This window comes from Cobetia crustatorum (assembly GCF_000591415.1).
Classification (GTDB): Bacteria; Pseudomonadota; Gammaproteobacteria; order Pseudomonadales; family Halomonadaceae; genus Cobetia; species Cobetia crustatorum.
Genome location: NZ_JEMF01000025.1, coordinates 113,051 through 132,705, shown reverse-complemented (window position 1 = coordinate 132,705; position 19,655 = coordinate 113,051). Strand labels below are relative to the sequence as shown.

The following is a 19,655-nucleotide window of genomic DNA, read 5'->3' as shown; positions in this document are numbered from 1 at the left end:
CGACATGTCGCCGTGAAAGTGGAGCAAGGCAGGCCATGATTCAGCTCATTAGATTCTTGAAAAATTCCGGAGCACAGGCGCAATGACTCATTGTTGCGTTTTGGTTCACCCCCGATTCACCTCTTAGCTCCGACAATAGGCCATGACTCAGATTCAGCTCTCTGATACTTCATTCCGTAGCACGCTTTCTGAGGCTGACAAGCCGCCAGTTATTCTGCTGATGGGACCGACTGCCTCTGGCAAGACCGACCTTGCGATTCGCTGGCATGAGGAGCAGGGCGCGGAGTTGGTCAGTGTCGATTCAGCGCTGATCTATCGTGGCATGGACATCGGTACGGCCAAGCCGACTGCAGCAGAGCTAGCACGGGCTCCGCATCGGTTGATCGATTTCCTTGATCCACTGGAAAGCTATTCCGCGGCCGAGTTCCGTCACGATGCGCTGGCACACATTGCCGAGATTCAGTCGCGGGGCAAGCTGCCGCTGCTAGTCGGTGGCACGATGATGTACTTCAAGCGCTTGCTGGAAGGCGTGGCGGACTTGCCCGCGGCGGATCCTGCACTACGGGCAGTGCTCGAGTCGCGTATTCAGGCAGAGGGTCTTGAGGTGCTGCACAGTGAATTGTCGCGACTTGATCCGGCATCTGCGCAGCGAATTCGTCCCAGTGATCCACAACGTCTAACGCGTGCACTGGAGGTGTGTTTGATCAGTGGTCGTTCCATGAGCGAGCTGCTGGCGGAGCAGCCGAAAGTAGCGCTTCCGTTCCGGCCGATACCGATCGCACTGGCGCCCCACGATAGAGCCGTGTTACATGAACGTATCGAGACGCGTTTTGATCAGATGTTGGAACAGGGATTCATTGCCGAGGTCGAAGCGCTGAAGGCGCGTCCGGAGTTGCATGCCGGACTGCCGTCGATTCGCTGTGTGGGGTATCGTCAGGTGTGGGATTATCTTGAGGGTCGTCTTTCGCGTGATGAGATGCGCGAGCGTGGCATTATTGCGACGCGTCAGCTTGCCAAGCGTCAGCTGACCTGGCTGCGTAGCTGGAAGGGCATTCATCAGATAGATTCGATGGGTGTAAATCCTTACAGTGAAACCTTGAAAATCGTGCGCCAGACCAGCACTTAGCGTAACATGAGCGGTCACGACCAGCGCCCGTGAAGCCCCCTCAAGAGGGCAACCCGGAGTGCTGGCGAACATAACCATACTTACCTCGAACGAGATATTTTTTACGGAGAGTCACATGTCCAAAGGTCAATCACTCCAGGACCCGTACCTGAACATCCTGCGCAAGGAACGTATTCCGGTCTCGATCTTCCTGGTCAACGGTATCAAATTGCAGGGTCAGATCGAGTCTTTCGATCAGTTCGTCATCCTGCTGCGCAATACCGTTTCCCAGATGGTCTACAAGCACGCTATCTCGACCGTGGTCCCCTCGCGCAATGTGCGCTTGCCGGCCCAGGATCCGAGCGTGCCGTCCACAGAAATCTGAAGTTAGAGGCGCTGATTGTTCTTCGAACGACCCGAAGCCGGTGAAACGGCCGTCCTGGTACACGTTAATTTCCGGGACGAAAAAGAACGCGAGGACGCCGGAGAGCTCCTCGAACTCGTACGTTCAGCAGGCGCTGTGCCGGCAATCCTCCTTGAGGGTAGTCGGCCACGTCCTGATTCACGTACGTTCATCGGAGAAGGCAAGGTTGAGGAAGTGCGTGAGGCCCTGGCCGAGCACGAAGCCGAACTTGTCATTTTCAATCATTCACTGAGTCCTTCTCAGCAACGTAACCTCGAAGCCACGCTTGAGTGTCGCGTGATCGACCGTACTGGTCTGATCCTCGATATCTTTGCTCAGCGAGCGCGGACCCACGAGGGCAAGTTGCAAGTGGAGCTCGCACAGCTCGAATACATGTCTACCCGCCTCGTGCGGGGGTGGACTCACCTCGAGCGCCAGAAAGGCGGCATTGGTCTACGTGGCCCGGGGGAAACCCAGCTCGAGACTGACCGTCGTTTGCTACGTGTGCGTATCAAGTCGATCCACAAGCGCCTTGAGAAAGTACACAAGCAGCGCGATCAGAATCGACGTGCACGTTCGCGTGCCGAGATTCCCAGCCTCTCGCTGGTCGGCTATACCAATGCGGGCAAGTCGACGCTGTTCAATGCGTTGACGACCTCTGATGTCTACGCCGCTGATCAGCTGTTCGCGACGCTGGATCCGACGCTGCGTCGTTTGGAGCTTGAAGATGTTGGTCAGGCAGTACTGGCCGATACGGTGGGCTTCATTCGCCATCTGCCGCACAAGCTGGTCGAGGCGTTTCAGGCGACCCTGCAGGAAGCTGCTGAAGCGGATCTGTTGGTGCATATCATTGATGCAGCCGATCCAGAAAATGACCGCAATACTGAGCAAGTCAATCAGGTGCTCAGTGAGATTGATGCTGGTGATGTGCCGCGCCTGCTGGTCATGAACAAGATCGACCGACTCGACATGGCGCCACGTATCGAGCGTGATGGCTTTGGACGTCCGCTGATCGTGTGGCTGTCGGCGCGTGACGGCAAGGGGGTGGAGCTGCTGATGCAAGCCTTCTCTGAGCTGCTAGCCGATAACGTTATCTCTACCCGGCTGACACTGGGGCCAGAGAAGTCTCGCCTGCGCGCTGGCTTGCATGAGTTGGATGCCGTCAAGGACGAGAGCTATGACGAGCAAGGCAATGCGCTGCTGGACATTCGGCTTGAGAAGCGCGATTTTCTGCAGTTGTTGTCGCACCTAGGCGAGTCTTCTGAAGACTACCTTGGTGGCGAACACGATGACCTTGAAGATTGGCAGCGTGAGCTATCTGCCGAGCGTGCTGAAAAACATCGCGTGTCGGTGACGCACAAGACTTGAGCAGAAAAGACCTGAAGTAGAATACGGCATCTACATTCTTGCGCTATATCCAGAATGTAGATGCCCTCGCGCAGGTTGTGGCCTGCGCGTCAGAGCAATGGGCATCCAGCGGTTGAATGGCTGGATGCCGCTTGGCAGACGATGGCTGTCAGGCAGGGCCATGGCCTTCTCCCGCAAGGGACGCGTCGCCGTGTCGCAGGACAGAACCGGCAGCAAAGCCGGCATGGGCGGCGTCATCATAATGACGAGCGGAACATCGACTGAGTGGAGACGACGTATGGCTTGGAATGAGCCGGGTGGCGGCAACCAGCATGACCCTTGGAGCGGCGGTGGTCGCGGCGGGGACAAAAAGGGCGGCGGTAGCAATGGCGGTGGCGGCGGTAATGGTAATGGCGGACCGCCCGACCTCGATGAGGCGCTGAAGAAGTTTCAGGATAAGCTCAGCGGACTGCTCGGCAATGGCCGCAAGCGTAATGGCGGTAGTTCAGGTGGTAATGGTAGTAATGGTGGTGGCAATACCAATGCTTATGCACTGCCGGGCGTGATTGCGGTCGTGCTGGTGGCCATCTGGGCTGCCTCCGGCTTCTACCTGATTGATCAGTCAGAGCGTGGGGTTGTATTGCGCTTCGGCAAATACAACGACATCGTAGGTCCGGGTCTGCACTGGAATCCGCCGATCATTGATGACGTGCGTGAAGTCAACGTTACCAAGGTGCGTTCGCTCTCTCAGACCAAGTCGATGCTGACGCAGGACGAGAATATCGTCGAAGTACAGATGTCAGTGCAGTATCAGGTGTCCAATCCGCGTGATTTCATGCTCAATGTGCGTGCTCCCGAGATTAGTCTCGAGAACGCCATGGATTCCGCGTTGCGTCATGAAGTTGGCAGTGCCGACATGAATGACATCCTGACTTCTGGACGTGAGCTGCTGGCCAGCAATGTCAAATCACGCCTGCAGTCCTATCTGGATAATTATGGTGTCGGCCTGACGCTCCAGACCATCAACGTGGAATCCACGTCGCGCGGCGCCGGTGCAGGAGTCTTTCGATGATGTCATCAAGGCGCGCGAGGATCGTCAGCGTACGATCAACCAGGCACTGGCTTACGAGAACTCGATTCTCCCGGAAGCTCAGGGTCAGGCGCAGCGCGTCATCGAAGAAGCCGAAGGTTACAAGGAATCGGTTGTCGCCAAGTCGCAGGGTGAAGCCAATCGCTTCACGTCTCTGCTGACCGAGTACAAGAAAGCACCGGAGATCATTCGCGAACGCATGTATCTCGAGACGATGAGTGAAGTCCTCGGCAAGACCAGCAAGGTGCTGGTGGATGTCGAGAATGGTAATTCGCTCATGTACCTGCCGCTCGACAAACTGGCAGGCAAGTCCAATGCTGAAGCTGAAGACAGCAATGGCATGAGCCGCAGCGAGCTCGATCGCGTGTCACGTCAGGCGAGCGATGCGCTGAGTCGTAGCAACAGCACTGACAGTAGTAACCGCACCAGTCGGGAGGGTCGTCAATGATCAATAATCGCTCACTGATGGCCGTTGCTGGCTTGGCTGTAGTGGCCTGGTTCGCTAGTAACAGCCTCTATACCGTTGACGAGACCCAGCGTGCCATCAAGCTCAAGTTTGGTGAAGTGGTGGAAGACAATATCCAGCCTGGTCTGCACTTCAAGTTGCCGGTCTACAACACGATTCGTACTTTCGATACGCGCGTGTTGACGTTGGATGCTCAAGCGAGTCGTTATCTGACTCGTGAGAAGAAAGCCGTCATCGTAGACTCCTTCGTCAAGTGGAAGATCATCGATCCGAAGCGCTACTACGAATCGACATCTGGCGATGAGCAGATGGCCGAGCGTCTGATCGCACCGCGCGTCGATGAAAGTCTGCGTAACGAGTTCGGCAAGCTTGAGCTGATACAGATCATCTCTGAGCAGCGTGATGCGCTGATGAAGAAGCCGACTGAAGAGCTCGACGAAGTCATGCGCAAGGAGCTCGGGGTGTCGATTCTCGACATCCGTGTCAAGCGTATCGATTTGCCGGATGAAGTTTCCCAGGCAGTCTATGAGCGCATGAAGACCGAGCGTCAGCGTGAGGCACGAGAGTACCGCGCCCAGGGGCAGGAGCAGGCCGAGAAGATTCAGGCCAACGCCGATCGCCGTCGCACGGTATTGATCGCTCAGGCAGAAGAGCAGGCCCAGACACTGCGCGGTGAAGGCGATGCTTCGGCAGCGGCCATCTACGCGGGTGCCTATGGTGCTGATACGGAGTTCTTCCGTTTCTATCGTTCGCTGCAGGCTTATCGCGACAGCTTCAAGGGCGATGGCAACATGATGGTGATTCAACCAGATAGCGAGTTCTTCCGCTTCTTCAAGGACCCGCTCGGCAGCCGCAAGTAAGTTGTCAGCATTGCCTCCCTGCCTTTGGGAGGCACGCGAAAGATGGACCTCGCACAGCGTGTCGTGCGGGGTTCATCCCGCAAGAATTCATGCTAGACTTCTGTAACCGGGCACAGCCCGGTTTTTTTGTGGCCGCCTTTTACGTTGCGGCGACGCAGTGGTGAAGTCACGGGAAGCGCACGAGGCCTTCTCTTGCTTTGTACGAAGGTGTGGTCAGGCCACCAGTAACACCTTGTTTCATGGACTTTTCTTCATGAATCTTGTTGTCGGGAATCGACTTTCGGTCGTCTCATCGTCAGATGGGAAGTGGCGACCCGCGTCGCGAACCACCCCTTGTCATAAATTTCTTGCAGGATAGTGCAATGACCATCGCAGATCGCTGGCTCCTCCCGGATGGGATGGATGAGGTATTACCACCTCAAGCAACCCGTATGGAGGCGCTGCGCCGCGCGCTGCTCGACCTCTATCATCGCTTCGGCTATGACCTGGTGCTGCCGCCGCCCGTCGAATTTCTGGATTCACTGTTGACCGGTACTGGCACCGAGCTTGACCTGCAGACCTTCAAGCTGACCGATCAGATGACGGGTCGCATGATGGGGGCAAGTGCCGACGTGACACCGCAGGTAGCACGTATGGATGCACACTCACTGCGTCGTGAAGGGCCGGTACGTCTGTGCTACTGCGCCAATGTTCTGCGCACCAAGGCCGACAAGCATCAGGGTGGGCGTAGTCCCGTTCAGGTGGGTGCTGAGTTGTTTGGCCATGCTGGCCTGGAGGCCGATCATGAAATTCTGCACTTGGCGCTGACGAGTCTGGAGCAGGCGGGGGCAGATGAGTTGCATCTGGCGTTGGGGCATATCGGGATCTATCGTTCATTGATCGCCGAAGCGGGTATGAATACCGAGCACGAGCGTGAATTGTTTGCAGCCATCGAGCGTAAGCAGTATTCCGCTCTGGATGCATTGATTGAACGCGTGGTCGGTGACAAGGTGGTTGCGGACATGCTCAAGGCGCTGCCGCACCTGCATGGCGATGATGAAATTCTCGCACAGGCACGCACTGCCTTTGCTGGTGCACCGGTGGCCGTTTCCAGCGCGCTGGATCAGCTTGCTGCACTGAGCCAGGTTGTGCGTGAACGTCATCCGCAGGTTACGTTGTACTTTGATCTCGCAGAATTGCGTGGTTATGAGTATCACACCGGCATGGTGTTCGCGGCTTATGTACCGGGCTATGGTCAGGCACTGGCCAAGGGTGGTCGCTACGACGATACTGGACGTGTCTTTGGTCGTGCACGACCCGCCACGGGTTTCTCGATGGACCTCAAGCAGCTTGCCTCACTGGCCGTGCAAACACCGGCGTGTGATGGTATCTGGGCGCCGGCGCTCAATGAGAGTGCCCTGCGTGAGTGTGTTGATCAGCTACGTATCAGCGGTGAGCGTGTCATTGAAGCATTGCCTGGCCAGACGACTGGCGCTGATGCTCACCGCTGTAATCGTGAACTGGTGCGCTCTGACAGTGGTTGGCAGGTCGTCGCGTTGCAGGCCTGAACGACAGACAGCAGACAGTAGGGGCCACTGGGTCCCGAAGCACAGCTGCCCTTTGGCAGCTGTGCTTGTGAGTGGGTTTTCACCGACGGTTATTCACCGAAAGAGATAGGAACCATGGGCAAGAATGTAGTCGTGCTCGGCACCCAATGGGGTGATGAAGGCAAGGGCAAGGTCGTTGACCTGCTGACCGAATCTGCCAGCGCCGTCGTGCGCTTCCAGGGTGGCCATAACGCGGGCCACACTCTGGTGCTGGACGGCAAGAAGACCGTTCTTCACCTGATCCCGTCCGGTATTCTTCATCCGGGAAAGACCTGCGTCATCGGTAACGGTGTCGTGCTGTCTCCGGAAGCCCTGATCAAGGAAATACGCGAGCTTGAGTCCAATGACGTGCCGGTACGTGATCGCCTGCGTCTGTCACCGGCTTGCCCGCTGATCCTGTCCTATCACGTGCGCCTGGATCAGGCTCGTGAGAAGGCGCGCGGTGTCGCCAAGATTGGCACCACGGGTCGGGGTATTGGTCCGGCCTACGAAGACAAGGTCGCACGTCGTGGCCTGCGCCTGGGTGACATGCTGCACCGTGAGCGTTTTGCCTCCAAGCTGGGTGAAGTGCTGGATTACCATAACTTCGTGCTGCAGCATTATCACGGTGAAGCGCCGGTCGACTTCCAGCAAGTGCTGGACGAAGCCATGGAAATGGCCGAAGAGCTGCGTCCGATGGTCTGCGATACCGTGGATCTGGTCCATAAGGTCCGTAAGGCCGGCGAGAACATTCTCTTTGAGGGTGCTCAGGGGTCGCTGCTGGATATCGATCACGGTACCTATCCGTACGTGACCAGCTCCAACACCACTGCCGGCGGTACTGCGACGGGTTCTGGTGTGGGTCCGCTGTATCTGGATTACGTGCTGGGTATTACCAAGGCCTACACCACGCGTGTCGGTTCTGGCCCGTTCCCGACAGAACTGTTTGATGAGTTCGGTCGTCATCTGGCTGAGCGTGGCCACGAATTCGGTGCTACTACCGGTCGTGCACGTCGTTGTGGTTGGTTTGATGCTGTTGCACTGCGTCACGCTGTACAGATCAACTCGGTTAGCGGCATCTGCTTGACCAAGTTGGATGTGCTTGATGGCCTCGAGAATATCCGTGTCTGCATTGGCTACCGCAGCAAGGATGGCGAAGTGCTGGACAATCCGGTTGACTCGGAAGGCTATGAAGCCATCGAGCCGCTGTATCAGGACCTGCCGGGCTGGACTGAGTCCACGATTGGTGTGCGTGATGTTGAGAAGCTGCCCGCTAATGCGCGTGCCTACATCAGCTTCATCGAGGAGCAGGTCGGTGTGTCTATCGATATCATCTCCACTGGCCCGGATCGCAACGAAACTATCGTGTTGCGTAACCCGTTCCACGGTTGATCGCCTCGCGTAGACTTTTTTGAGCTTGTGTAGAAAAAAACACCCCATCGGGTTTTCTCGATGGGGTGTTTGCATATGTCGATATCAAAAGTTGAGAGGGGAGAGCCGAGAGAGGAAAAGTGACCGGCGCAAAAATGTCGGATCGGCGGGAAAGCCATGAATGGCAGGAAGTGTTGTGCAGGATGCGAACAGAAAGTTGGACTGCGCAGTAAATATTTTAAATGGGAATGATTGTTATTTTTGTTGTGATCGGCGGCTATCATGTCGGCAAACTGGTTGCCCAGGTCGCAATTTGGCGTTTTCAGGGCGGTGGTGTCTTCACATCGATCTGATACAGGACTAAAATGGTCCTCAATCAATATCCGTGGTGGAGGCCTGTATGCTGAAGCTTTCCAGAATGACCGATTACGCTGCCGTGGTGATGGCGCGCATTGCGCGTGAGCCGGACTCGGCACATGCCGCGATTGATCTGGCTGAAAGTGTGCAGTTGCCACATCCCACCGTGAGCAAGACGCTCAAGGCGCTGGTGCGTGCTGGGCTGTTGGAGTCTCGTCGTGGGGCGCAAGGCGGCTATCGCCTAGCACGGCCCGCCAGCGAGATTACGGCCAGCGACATCATCAGTGCTATCGAGGGGCCGGTTGCAGTGACCGAGTGCAGTCACGCCGACGGTGATTGCGAGTTGGTCAATACCTGTGGTGTCGCTGATAACTGGCAGCGTGTTTCGCGCGCGATTGGAGAGTTGTTGGGCAGCGTGACGCTGGCGCATCTGGCCTCTACTTCGCCGCTGCGCATGCCAGTTCAGCTCCCTATTCAGGCCATCAGCCTGTATGGCGAGGATAGCCACAACCGCAGCTATGAACATGACCTCCATTCACAGCCGTCGGTAGTGCGTGGCCACAAGGCCTGATTGAGCACCACGCGATCAGACAGAAAATATTAGAGGCTTCGCTGCCGTTCGGGCGGAGTGACCAAGAATATGAACAGACTCGGAGTCACTCCGAGAGAGGAGACCAGCATGGCGAGCCAGGAGATGGAGCAGCTTGTACAGCGCGAGTATAAGCAGGGCTTCGTGACCGATATCGAAAGCGATACCATCCCACCGGGACTGGACGAGAGCGTGATTCGTTTCATCTCGGCCAAGAAGGGCGAGCCGGAGTGGATGCTGGAGTGGCGTCTGGATGCCTATCAGCAGTGGCTGAAAATGAAGGCACCCTCCTGGGCGCATCTGAATTATCCGGACATCGACTATCAGGCGATTTCCTATTTCAGCGCGCCCAAGAGGCCAGAAGATCGCCCGCAGAGTCTCGATGAAGTGGATCCCAAATTGCTCGAGACCTATGAGAAGCTTGGCATTCCGCTTCACGAACGTGCAGCGCTGGCCGGTGTCGCGGTCGATGCGGTGTTCGATTCTGTCTCCGTCACCACCACTTTCAAGAAAGAGCTCTCCGAAGCTGGCGTGATCTTTTGCTCGATCTCTGATGCCATCAAGGACTACCCGGACCTGATCAAGCAATATCTTGGTTCCGTAGTACCCAAGGCGGACAACTACTTCACTGCACTGAATGCTGCCGTCTTTACCGATGGATCTTTCGTGTTTGTACCGGAAGGCGTGACTTGCCCGATGGAACTGTCCACTTACTTCCGCATCAATGCAGCCAACACGGGGCAATTCGAGCGCACGCTGATCATCTGTGAAAAGCAGGCGCAGGTGTCGTATCTGGAAGGCTGTACGGCCCCTCAGCGTGATGAGAACCAGTTGCACGCCGCAGTGGTTGAGCTGGTCGCACTGGAAGATGCCTACATCAAGTACTCTACCGTCCAGAACTGGTATCCGGGCGATGAAGATGGCAAGGGCGGCATCTATAACTTCGTCACCAAGCGTGCCGATTGCCGTGGCGACCGTTCCAAGGTGTCCTGGACTCAGGTCGAGACCGGTTCCGCGATCACTTGGAAGTACCCGTCATGCATCCTGCGCGGCAAGGACAGCGTCGGTGAGTTCTACTCCGTCGCTGTCACCAATGGCCGTCAGCAGGCGGATACCGGCACCAAGATGATCCATATCGGCGAGGGTACCAAGTCCACCATCGTCTCCAAGGGTATCTCCGCTGGTAACTCCGAGCAGTCCTATCGCGGCTTGGTCAAGATCGGCCCACGGGCCAAGGGTGCGCGCAACTTTACTCAGTGTGATTCGCTATTGATCGGCGACCGCTGTGGTGCGCACACCTTCCCGTATCAGGAAATCGGCAACGCTACCGCGACGGTGGAGCACGAGGCAACGACCTCCAAGATCGGCGAAGATCAGCTGTTCTACTGCCGTCAGCGTGGCATCAGCGAAGAAGATGCGGTCAACATGATCGTCAACGGCTTCTGCAAGGACGTCTTCCAGGAGCTGCCGATGGAGTTCGCTGTCGAGGCCGAAGCCCTGCTTAACGTCACCCTTGAAGGGGCAGTCGGCTAACGCTCGCATTGTTTACTGCAACGTCATCCCACTCTTGAGGGTCGCTTGCGGGCGGCCTGTCAGCAAAAGGTATCAACATGCTCGTAGTCAAAGATTTGCACGTTTCGGTTGAAGGCAAGGAAATCCTCAAGGGGTTGGACCTGACCATCAACAAGGGCGAAGTCCACGCCATCATGGGCCCGAACGGTGCCGGGAAGTCCACGTTATCTTCCGTGATCGCAGGCAAGGACGGCTATGAAGTCACCGCCGGAACCATCACCTATAAAGGTGAAGACGTGCTGGAAATGGCAGTCGAAGAACGCGCGCGTGCCGGTCTGTTGTTGGGCTTTCAGTACCCGGTCGAGATTCCGGGAGTCAAGAATGTCTATCTGCTGAAAGCGGCGCTGAATGCCAAGCGTGAAGCTGAAGGCTTGGGCGAGATTCCAGCGCCAGAATTCATGAAGTTGATCCGTGAGAAGTTGGCTTTCATGCAGATGGATGCCAGCTTCCTGCAACGTGCGGTCAATGAAGGTTTCTCTGGCGGAGAGAAGAAGCGTAACGAAATCTTGCAGATGCTAGTGCTGGAACCGAAGCTTGTGATGCTTGACGAGATTGACTCCGGTCTTGATATCGATGCGCTCAAGGTCGTAGCCAAGGGCGTCAATTCGCTGCGCAACGAAGATCGCGCCGTATTGATGGTAACTCACTACCAGCGTCTGCTTGAGCACATCGTGCCGGACCATATCCACGTGCTGATCGACGGTCGCATCGTCAAGTCTGGTGACAAGTCACTGGCGCTTGAACTTGAAGCTCATGGTTATGACTGGCTGCAGGAGGAAACTGCGTAATGACAGCACTTGCTACCGCGCCCGTTCCCGGCAGCGAAGCCTTCACAAGCGAATTCGCTGCCCGTAAACCGCGATTTTCCGCTGATCCGAGCTGGATGGCCGCTCGTCGTCAGGCGGGTATTGCACGCTTCGAAGCATTGGGCTTGCCAACCCGCAAGGTGGAAGCCTGGAAGTACACTGACACCCAGTCTCTGGGGCGTCAGGCCTATCAGCTGGCTGACGATGCCACGCTATCTTCTGCCGTGATGGATGAGCTGGCACTGGCGATTGATGCTTATCGTCTGGTGTTCGTCGATGGTCTCTACAACGCTGAGCTGTCTGACGTGGCGGGGCTGCCGGACACGGTGCGTGTCGTGCCACTTTCTCACGCCATCCTCCATCAGCCGGAAGTGGTCGGCGGTTCATTGAATCGTCTGACCGGCATCGACTTCACGCCGTTCGTGGCGTTGAACTCCGCCTTCACTGAAGAGGGGGCGGTGATTCAGGTCGGCCCACGCACTGTACTCGACAAGCCGGTCTATGCGCTGTTCATCTCGCGTGCCGCCGTCGATGGCCAGCCGGTGACCATGAGCCACCCGCGTCTGCTGATGCAGCTGGGCAGTCGTGCCGAAGCCAGTGTGATCGAGCATCACATCGGAGAAACAGGCGCAACCAACTTTACCAACCTGGTCGCGGAAGTGATGTTGGAGCGTGGCGCTGTGCTCAATCATTACAAGCTCGGTGAAGCTGCCACTGGTGAGACTCATATTGCCTCAGTACAGGTTGAGCAGCCGCGAGATAGCCAGTATCGCTCCGTCAATCTCAATACTGGCGGCGGGCTTGTACGTAATGACATCGTCTGTGATCTGAACGGCAACAATGCTCACGCACGCCTTGATGGCTTGTTCTTCGGTCGTGATCGTCAGCACGTGGATACTCACACGCTGGTCAATCATAACGAAGCGCTGACGTTCTCCGACGAGAACTACAAAGGTATTCTCGCAGACCGTGCGCGTGGCGTGTTCAATGGCCGCGTGCTGGTCAAGCGTGATAGTCAGAAGATCGAGGCGCATCAGAACAATGCCAATCTTCTGCTGTCAGATCGCGCTGAAATCAATACCAAGCCGGAACTCGAAATCTACGCCGATGACGTCAAGTGTTCTCATGGCACTACGACAGGTCAGCTGGACGAAGGTGCTGTCTTCGCACTGCGTGCTCGTGGCATCGATGAGCAAACCGCCCGTGGTCTGCTGACGTTGGCCTTTGCCAATGAAGTCATGACGGGCCTCGGTATCGATGCCATTGCTGAGCGTATCGAGCGCAGTGTGGCGGGCCGTTTGCCGTCACGCTTCCATCTCGATGAGCTGGTTGACCTGAGCGTCGAGCTTGCCGGCGGTACAGTGGCCGTGGCGCGCGATGAGGACTTCGCATGAGCGCGCTCGATAATTTGATGTTGGATGTGGTGCGGGTTCGCGAAGATTTTCCAATCCTCGAGCGTCGTGTACACGGTGATGTGCCGCTGATCTACCTGGATAGCGCAGCCACCAGCCAGACACCGACCGCCGTCATCGATGCGATGAGCGCCTATTACCGCACCATCAATTCCAATATTCACCGTGGCCTGCACAGCTTGGCAGACGAAGCGACAGCGGCGTATGAAGGCTCGCGTGAGAAGGTACGCAACTTCATCAATGCACGCTTGACGCGCGAAATCATCTTCACACGTGGCACCACGGAGGCGATCAACCTGGTCGCCAACAGCTGGGGCGCCAACTGGCTGAATGCCGGTGACGAAGTATTGATCTCGGTGATGGAGCATCATGCCAATATTGTGCCGTGGCAGCTATTGGCAGAGCGCCTCGATATCACGCTCAAGGTCATTCCTTGTGATGACGATGGCGTGCTGGACATGAATGCCTACCGCGACTTGCTGGGTGAGAAGGTGCGACTGGTCTGTGTCAATCATGTCTCCAATGCGCTGGGTAGCATCAACCCAGTCGCCGAGATGGCACGTCTGGCACATGAGCACGATGCGTTGATCCTGATTGATGGCGCTCAGGCAGTGCCGCACCAGCAGGTCGATGTGCGTGCAATTGATGCCGATTTCTATGTCTTCTCTGGCCATAAGATGTACGGCCCGACGGGTGTCGGTGTGCTCTATGGCAAAGAGGCGCTGCTTGAGGCCATGCCGCCTTGGCAAGGCGGTGGAGAGATGATCCGCACGGTGTCGTTTGAGAACGGCACACTGTTCGCTGATCTACCGCACAAGTTTGAAGCTGGCACACCGGCCATCGCGGAAGTCATTGGGTTGGGCAAGGCCATTGATTGGCTGGACTGTACCCATATGGGCTTGATCACGCGCTGGGAACAGCAGTTGATGACGCATGCGACTGAGCGCATGTTGCAGGTCGATGGCTTGCGTATCATCGGTAGCTCGCCGAACAAGGCGGGTGCGATTTCCTTTGTGGTTGATGGCGCTCATGCGCAGGATATTGGCCTGCTGATCGATCAGCTCGGGGTGGCCATTCGTACTGGTCACCATTGTGCTCAGCCGGTACTGCGTCGCTTCGGCGTCGATGCTACCTGTCGCGCCTCGTTCGCTGCCTATAATACGCCGGAGGAGATCGACCTGTTCGTCGATGCCCTCGAGCGTGTACTGACGATGGTTCGCTGATCGAGGGCATGACAAGCTGGCGAAATAGCGCAATGAGGCTCGCCGTTGGCGGGCCTCATTCACACCACGGCGAGCATTCATTACTCACGCTTCAGTGGCATGCCTCGCTGATGGAGTTTTAGTTGGCAGGAGCCGATAGGCTTTTGCAGTACCTGTGCAAGGAGAGGGCATGAGCCACATTAATGATCAGCTGGCTAGCCTCGGCAAAGGTCAGAAAATGCCGTTGCAGCGTGATGTGGAAGGCATCTCGGTGCCGTTCGGCAAGTCAGTGACACTGCATGAAGATGCGGTGGTCGAGGTCATGCAAGCCAAGGGGAGTACGGTCAGTGTGGCCTTTGAAGGTCGCATGTATCTGATCGAGAGCTTCAGCCTTGATGCATTGGGCCTGGACGCCGTGCCACGCCCACACTTGGCGGCTGGCCAGACAGATGCTGATATCGAAGCATTCGTCTGGGGGCAGCTACGTACCTGTTTTGATCCGGAGATCCCGGTCGATATCGTTGAGTTGGGATTGGTTTATGGCTGCCGGATCGACACCTTGATCAGTGGCGAGAAGATGGTCAATCTCAAGATGACACTGACCGCGCCCGGGTGTGGCATGGGCAACGTGATTGCCGAAGATGCCAAGCGCAAGATTCTGGGCGCTGATGATGTTTCCAAGGTACATGTTGAAATCGTCTTCGCACCGGCCTGGTCGCGCGAGATGATGAGTGAAGATGCTCGTCTCGAACTGGGTATGTTCTGAGTACTTTGAGCTGAGCTGGCAGTCACTGTCAGCGTGTAGAGATAATGATGTAATGCAGTGTCGGCGAGAGAGCGACGGCGCTGATGCTGCGTTCCGTCGATGAAGGTCAGGGTTGCCGAATAAGCGGGAACCTCTTGGCTATTGTGTTTTCCAACTCGTGTTGATGATCGCCTGGCCATGACGTTGCCGTCGGCGTGCATTGTCACGTGTGTATGACTGTTTCCCGCCCCACCTGCCTGCAAGGAAGACTCTCTGATGCGATTCCAGACTGCGCTACGCTATCTGACTGCCACCCTGATCATGAGTACTGCTGTCAGTGCTCAGGCGTCATGGAAGCTGGATAGTGATGCCTCGCAGCTCACCTTCCAGACCACCAAGATGGCCAAGACCGGTGCCAGCACGGTTGAGACTCATACCCTTGATTCTTGGCGTGCTCGCGTCAACGACAAGGGGCAGCTCTCGGTTGAGATCGATCTGGATTCCGCCAAGACTGGTATCGAGATTCGCGATCAGCGCATCAGCGAGAAGCTTTTTGAAGCAGGCACTTATCCGTTGGCCGTAATGACTGCGACTCTCGACATGCCAACATTGGATGTCATGGAGCCTGGTGATACTCAGGAAATGGATATTGATGGCCAGCTGACGCTTCACGACAGCACCCAGTCATTGCCCATGAGTTTGCAGGTGACTCGCCTGAGAGGTGAACAGTGGTTGGTGCAAACCGTCAAGCCAGTAATGGTTGACGCCGATAAGTTCTCGCTGGTAGGCGGAATCCGCACCCTACGTGATCTTGCAGGCTTGGGGGATATTGCCACCCAAGTGCCAGTGGCAGTGAAGGCCGTGATGATCAAGGAAGAGTAATATCAATAATCAATACGCACTGGCCCACGTTTAGAGGGGATTGGTCGTGTAGTACTGATGATGCAGTACTAGCGATACGCCAATCGCTTGGGTAGGCTGGGCGCTCATGCCTGCGTGACGTGACAGGTAACGGCGGGAAGAGTTGGCAGGGATGGGCGTGGGGAACAGATGCAGCGAGTGATCAAGCAGGTCGGCCTGGTGATTATCGCCTTGCTGGCCGTTAGTGTGATGGTACTGATCGGGCTCAACTTGTGGGTTGTGATGGCGACTCGCGATCGTATCGCTGCGTCTCCGCTCACCTGCGAGAGTCGTGAGGTTGGTATCGTGTTTGGTACTTCTCATGGCTTGGTGGGTGGCGGGAGCAACCCTCACTATCAGGCTCGTCTCGATACGGCTGCTCAGCTCTACCGGTTACATAGAGTCTCCAACCTATTGTTGTCGGGGGATAACCGCACCCGTTACTACAATGAGCCGATGACCATGTGGCGGGATTTACGGGCGCGCAATGTGCCACAGCAATTCATGACACTGGATTACGCCGGATTCTCTACCTTTGACACGCTAGTGCGCGCACAAAAGGTGTTTGGCGTACGCGAGGCAGTACTGGTGACGCAGCGTGGCATTTACCACGTGCGCTATTCATTGCGGATGCCGTCGGGCTTGAAGCCACTGGTTGCCCTGCGATTTCCGAGAGCCAGACATCGAATATCCGATTGACGATACGTGAATGGCTGGCGCGTGCTGCCACCGTAGGCGATCTCTATCTATGGGGCCGTGCACCACGTTTCCTCGGTCCGCCGGAAAAGTTGCCCACGCCGGTGTTATCACCATCGTTACCGGTTAGCACATCGTCGAAAAGCTCACCGGCGGATACTCAGACACCTGATTGGCACGCTTGGCCCTTGCTGCAGTCTCATGCTGTTTCGCATATACCAGTGCCATTAAAGCCAGTGCCGTTGGTATCGGCATCACTGAAGGTGGTGCAGAGAGAGGAAGATGGCGTGATGCCCATGAAAACATTGTTGCCAAGTGTCAGTCAGACCCTCTCTCTATTGCTGCATGACAGCACTGTTATCTCGAAAGACTGAAGGTTGTGACATAAAAAGCCCGCCTCTCATGCCATGAGAGGCGGCTTTTTATGTCAGTACTAAAAGAATTTTTCAGTACTGATGATCAACTTATATCAGGGCATACATGCCCTATGAACAATTAGACTGCACGTCGCCGCGCGGCCTGGCCCATCTGATGACGGTAGAGTTCACGGATCAGGCTACGGCAATTGCTAAAGCAGCCTTCGAGCACTTTCTCAATGCTGTCAGGCAGCGGGTGGGTGAAGGCTGTTGAACAGGCCTGCATCAACACGCGCTCTTGCTCTAGTAGTTCATTGATCAGCACCTGATTGTCATTGCTGACGATGCTTTTCAGGCGACTCCATAGCCACATGTAGTCGTCGCGCTCGACGTCAGCGTCACGCGGCATCAGGCTGAGATGCTTGCGCGTCTCAGTCTCGAGTGCTTGCTTGAGCTCCACGCGTCGGGCGTAGAAGGGTTCAAAGGCCTTCAAGAGCCCGGGACGCAGCCGCTCGGCATTATCCTCGAAATAATCAAGACTATCTGCCAGGGCTTCCTGGACGCTATCCATCGCCACTTGGCGATTATCGAGAAACATGTGCGGTCACCTCCTCCGTCAGGAGAGATTGTGCGGGTGAAAACAGTGTTTTTCTACCCCTTGGGTGCAGAAAGACCCGATATTTATTTTTCCGTGATCAATTTGGCTAGTTTACGACAATTGCGTGGCTTTTATGTGACACATATCAGCAACAATAGACGCTGTCGTGATACCAACAAGAATGGGTGCGCCGTTGTCGGACGCACCCATTCTTGTCTCCCGCAGGAGGTCATGCCGTATTTTTATGCCAGCCTTCAGCCCTTGGGCTTGGGGGGGATCTTCTTGGCAGGCGCAGCGCACTTGGTAATATGGTCGATAATCAAGCCAGCGATATCCTTGCCGGTAGAGGTCTCGATGCCCTGCAGGCCAGGCGAGGAATTCACCTCCATGATCACCGGGCCGTGGTTGGCGCGTAGCAAATCGACGCCTGCGACTGACAACCCCATCGCCTTGGCAGCACGGATAGCCGTAGAGCGCTCTTCCGGTGTAATGCGAATCTCACTGGCGGTACCGCCACGGTGCAGGTTGGAGCGAAACTCGCCTTCGGCCGCCTGACGCTTCATGGAAGCGATGACCTTGTCACCCACTACCAGGCAACGGATATCGGCGCCACGCGCTTCCTTGATGTACTCCTGCACCATGATGTTGGCTTTCATGCCCATGAATGCCTGAATTACGCTCTCTGCGGCCTGATTGGTCTCGGCGAGTACTACGCCGATGCCTTGGGTGCCTTCCAGTAGCTTGATGACCAGTGGCGCGCCTTTGACCATGGTGATCAGGTCAGGGATATCGTCAGGAGAATGAGCGAAGCCGGTGACCGGCAGACCAAGGCCCTTGCGTGACAGCAGCTGTAGCGAACGCAGCTTGTCACGTGAGCGCGCGATGGCAACCGAGTCATTGACGACATAGGTGCCCATCATCTCAAATTGACGCAGTACTGCGCAGCCGTAGAAAGTGACTGATGAACCGATCCGCGGAATCACGGCATCGAAATGCTCGATTTCAGCGCCCTTGTAATGAATGGATGGGCGATGTGACGCAATGTTCATGTAGCAGCGTAGAGTGTCGACCACGCGTGCGGTATGACCACGGGCTTCTGCTGCCTCGATCAGGCGACGGGTGGAGTAAAGGCGTGAATTACGCGACAGGATACCGATATGCATGAAATCCTCCAGAGCCGAAATGGGCAGGCAGGGGTAAGAGCGAATACAAGAGATGGGCTGACGTGATGCCCGTCAGGAGGCTTTGCTACTGAGTGTCGCGCCAGCCAGAGTTGCTGGATTGGCGTGTCTATATCTTTGGGCGATCACCTCTTCAGAGGTGGCGCCGTATTAACCGTGTCTGTAGATGACAGGTCGTCAGGGCTCGCCATGCAAGTAGGCAGCACCCGGTGCGACCAGTAATCGGCGTAGGGCGCGACGCCCTAGCAGAATTGGGTGGCGCATTTGAGAGCGGTCTACCAGTGTCATGTCTATATCGTAGTCGAGGCCAGCCAGACGCATGCGTGAGCGAATCACATAGCGCCACTGTGCTTGCCCATTGGATGATCTTACCCGGCGGCGGTCATGCACTTGCGTCTCTATCGTATGCGGAGGCGAATCACTACCTCCAGTACGTGTGATGAAGCGCACGCATAGCTCATCATTCTGCTCAAAAACTTCAATGCTCTCGGCATGTAGCGCACTGGAATGAGCGCCGGTATCGATCTTGGCATTGAGGTGCAAGTGCAGTTCAGGCAGCTCGAGCAGTTCGCGTCGTCCGACGACGGCGCGCGGCCGAAACCCCAGCAGATCGTGATTCAGGCTTTTTAGATCAAGCGGCTGAGGTTTGTCGGTGTGATGGCGTGAAGCAGGCTTTTGATGCGACATGTTTCATCCTGAATCAGAGGGCGTGACCGAGTGTAGGCATCGGCTCACGGCATGAAGGGTACCGAGCGGCTAAAGGCACCGGTCAGAAAACCAAGAAGACGATGAGCGCCCGTGCATTCGAGTGTTCTGGCCAGACGGGCGCGCAGCATAGTCACTTACCGAACCGACAGCAATCCTTGCTGACACCTCTTTACTCGAGTGCTTGCGAGCCAGTGCGATGGCACTACACAGGGCATACCATCGCTGAGCTTGTGGATGAAGATTCAGTGCCAGGGTTCATAGCCAAAATAGCAGGTGGTCTTTTGGGTTATCGCCAGCCATTGTCGTTTTGGCTTCTGTACATGAGT

18 protein-coding genes and 1 pseudogene are annotated in these 19,655 nt (G+C 56.3%); 16 read left to right on the top strand and 3 right to left on the bottom strand.

Features of this window, described 5'->3' with window-relative positions:
- Window positions 1-142 precede the first annotated feature (142 nt).
- The 16 genes and pseudogenes from miaA to BF12_RS22730 all read left to right on the top strand — a co-directional run bounded on the left by miaA (window position 143) and on the right by BF12_RS22730 (window position 16,860).
- Complete coding sequence (gene miaA / locus BF12_RS0107440; RefSeq protein ID WP_024951734.1) at window positions 143-1,126, top strand: tRNA (adenosine(37)-N6)-dimethylallyltransferase MiaA; 984 nt, start codon at window positions 143-145, stop codon at window positions 1,124-1,126.
- A gap of 115 nt (window positions 1,127-1,241) precedes the next feature.
- Window positions 1,242-1,490 (top strand): RNA chaperone Hfq, encoded by a 249-nt coding sequence (gene hfq, locus BF12_RS0107435; protein WP_024951733.1) that lies wholly within the window; start codon window positions 1,242-1,244, stop codon window positions 1,488-1,490.
- Window positions 1,491-1,505: 15 nt separating this feature from the next.
- Window positions 1,506-2,876, top strand: a complete 1,371-nt coding sequence (gene hflX, locus BF12_RS0107430; RefSeq protein ID WP_024951732.1) for a ribosome rescue GTPase HflX — start codon at window positions 1,506-1,508, stop codon at window positions 2,874-2,876.
- A 277-nt stretch (window positions 2,877-3,153) separates the two neighbouring features.
- Window positions 3,154-4,393, top strand: a pseudogene (gene hflK, locus BF12_RS19160) (FtsH protease activity modulator HflK).
- A complete protein-coding gene (hflC, locus tag BF12_RS0107420; protein ID WP_024951731.1) occupies window positions 4,390-5,271 on the top strand; it encodes a protease modulator HflC in 882 nt (293 codons plus the stop codon). The pseudogene hflK and the gene hflC overlap by 4 nt, the downstream one beginning before the upstream one ends.
- A gap of 362 nt (window positions 5,272-5,633) precedes the next feature.
- Window positions 5,634-6,818: an ATP phosphoribosyltransferase regulatory subunit gene (locus tag BF12_RS0107415; RefSeq protein ID WP_024951730.1), complete on the top strand. Its 1,185-nt coding sequence runs from the start codon at window positions 5,634-5,636 to the stop codon at window positions 6,816-6,818.
- Between the two features lie 114 nt (window positions 6,819-6,932).
- Window positions 6,933-8,228: an adenylosuccinate synthase gene (locus tag BF12_RS0107410; protein WP_024951729.1), complete on the top strand. Its 1,296-nt coding sequence runs from the start codon at window positions 6,933-6,935 to the stop codon at window positions 8,226-8,228.
- A 379-nt stretch (window positions 8,229-8,607) separates the two neighbouring features.
- Window positions 8,608-9,135 carry an SUF system Fe-S cluster assembly regulator gene (locus BF12_RS0107405; RefSeq protein WP_024951728.1) on the top strand — a complete coding sequence of 176 codons (528 nt, stop codon included), beginning with the start codon at window positions 8,608-8,610 and terminating at the stop codon, window positions 9,133-9,135.
- A gap of 108 nt (window positions 9,136-9,243) precedes the next feature.
- Window positions 9,244-10,686, top strand: coding sequence for a Fe-S cluster assembly protein SufB (gene sufB, locus BF12_RS0107400; protein WP_024951727.1), 1,443 nt, complete (start codon window positions 9,244-9,246; stop codon window positions 10,684-10,686).
- Between the two features lie 77 nt (window positions 10,687-10,763).
- Window positions 10,764-11,513 carry a Fe-S cluster assembly ATPase SufC gene (gene sufC / locus BF12_RS0107395; RefSeq protein WP_024951726.1) on the top strand — a complete coding sequence of 250 codons (750 nt, stop codon included), beginning with the start codon at window positions 10,764-10,766 and terminating at the stop codon, window positions 11,511-11,513.
- Window positions 11,513-12,925 (top strand): Fe-S cluster assembly protein SufD, encoded by a 1,413-nt coding sequence (gene sufD / locus BF12_RS0107390; protein ID WP_024951725.1) that lies wholly within the window; start codon window positions 11,513-11,515, stop codon window positions 12,923-12,925. Before sufC ends, sufD begins: the two co-directional genes overlap by 1 nt.
- Window positions 12,922-14,166, top strand: coding sequence for a cysteine desulfurase (locus tag BF12_RS0107385; RefSeq protein ID WP_024951724.1), 1,245 nt, complete (start codon window positions 12,922-12,924; stop codon window positions 14,164-14,166). Before sufD ends, BF12_RS0107385 begins: the two co-directional genes overlap by 4 nt.
- 169 nt (window positions 14,167-14,335) lie before the next feature.
- A complete protein-coding gene (sufT, locus tag BF12_RS0107380; RefSeq protein WP_024951723.1) occupies window positions 14,336-14,911 on the top strand; it encodes a putative Fe-S cluster assembly protein SufT in 576 nt (191 codons plus the stop codon).
- 255 nt (window positions 14,912-15,166) lie between these two features.
- Window positions 15,167-15,772, top strand: a complete 606-nt coding sequence (locus tag BF12_RS0107375) for a YceI family protein (protein ID WP_024951722.1) — start codon at window positions 15,167-15,169, stop codon at window positions 15,770-15,772.
- 168 nt (window positions 15,773-15,940) lie between these two features.
- On the top strand, window positions 15,941-16,489 hold the full coding sequence (locus BF12_RS22735; protein WP_248623637.1) for a SanA/YdcF family protein: 549 nt from the start codon (window positions 15,941-15,943) through the stop codon (window positions 16,487-16,489).
- Entirely contained in the window at window positions 16,486-16,860 is a 375-nt protein-coding gene (locus BF12_RS22730; RefSeq protein ID WP_248623636.1) for a hypothetical protein, read from the top strand. The genes BF12_RS22735 and BF12_RS22730 overlap by 4 nt, the downstream gene beginning before the upstream one ends.
- Before the next feature lie 121 nt (window positions 16,861-16,981).
- On the opposite strand, the gene BF12_RS0107365 is transcribed toward BF12_RS22730, so the two are convergent.
- The 3 genes from BF12_RS0107365 to BF12_RS0107355 form a co-directional block, all read right to left on the bottom strand.
- Window positions 16,982-17,440, bottom strand: coding sequence for a hypothetical protein (locus BF12_RS0107365; RefSeq protein WP_024951721.1), 459 nt, complete (start codon window positions 17,438-17,440; stop codon window positions 16,982-16,984).
- Window positions 17,441-17,694: 254 nt separating this feature from the next.
- Entirely contained in the window at window positions 17,695-18,603 is a 909-nt protein-coding gene (gene rimK, locus BF12_RS0107360; protein ID WP_024951720.1) for a 30S ribosomal protein S6--L-glutamate ligase, read from the bottom strand.
- Window positions 18,604-18,798: 195 nt separating this feature from the next.
- Complete coding sequence (locus BF12_RS0107355; protein ID WP_084488016.1) at window positions 18,799-19,308, bottom strand: ATP-dependent zinc protease family protein; 510 nt, start codon at window positions 19,306-19,308, stop codon at window positions 18,799-18,801.
- Window positions 19,309-19,655: the final 347 nt, after the last annotated feature.